The sequence below is a fragment of the Halalkalibacter lacteus genome, assembly GCF_036663595.1.
GTDB classification, from domain to species: domain Bacteria; phylum Bacillota; class Bacilli; order Bacillales; family Bacillaceae_D; genus Halalkalibacter; species Halalkalibacter lacteus.
The window spans coordinates 1-236 of the sequence record NZ_JAWRVL010000455.1 but is presented as its reverse complement, the minus strand read 5'-3'; the positions used below and the strand labels follow the sequence as shown (position 1 = coordinate 236).

The 236-nt window shown below is 61.0% G+C and carries 1 protein-coding gene; it reads left to right on the top strand.

Annotated features, from left to right (window positions below):
- A partial coding sequence (locus tag SAZ04_RS23000) for a hypothetical protein (protein ID WP_332700120.1) occupies positions 1–236 on the top strand: 236 nt, incomplete at both ends.

The window sequence follows — 236 nt, the reverse complement described above, 5'->3', positions numbered from 1 at the left end:
GACTATCCCTCGATCGAGGATCTAGAGCCCGGCGATATCCAGGATTTTGGGCCGCATTCTGTCCTGTTGGACTTCACCGAGGGGTCGGATAACCCCGCAACGCCTTACATCGGCGCCGCCGTTCGCGAGGAGTGCGGCCTTGGCGACGATATCAAAAGCATCGCCGACGTGCCGAGCCGATCGCTTCTGTCGCGGCTCACCGACCATTATATGCAGATCATCGCCAACCGCGCGCC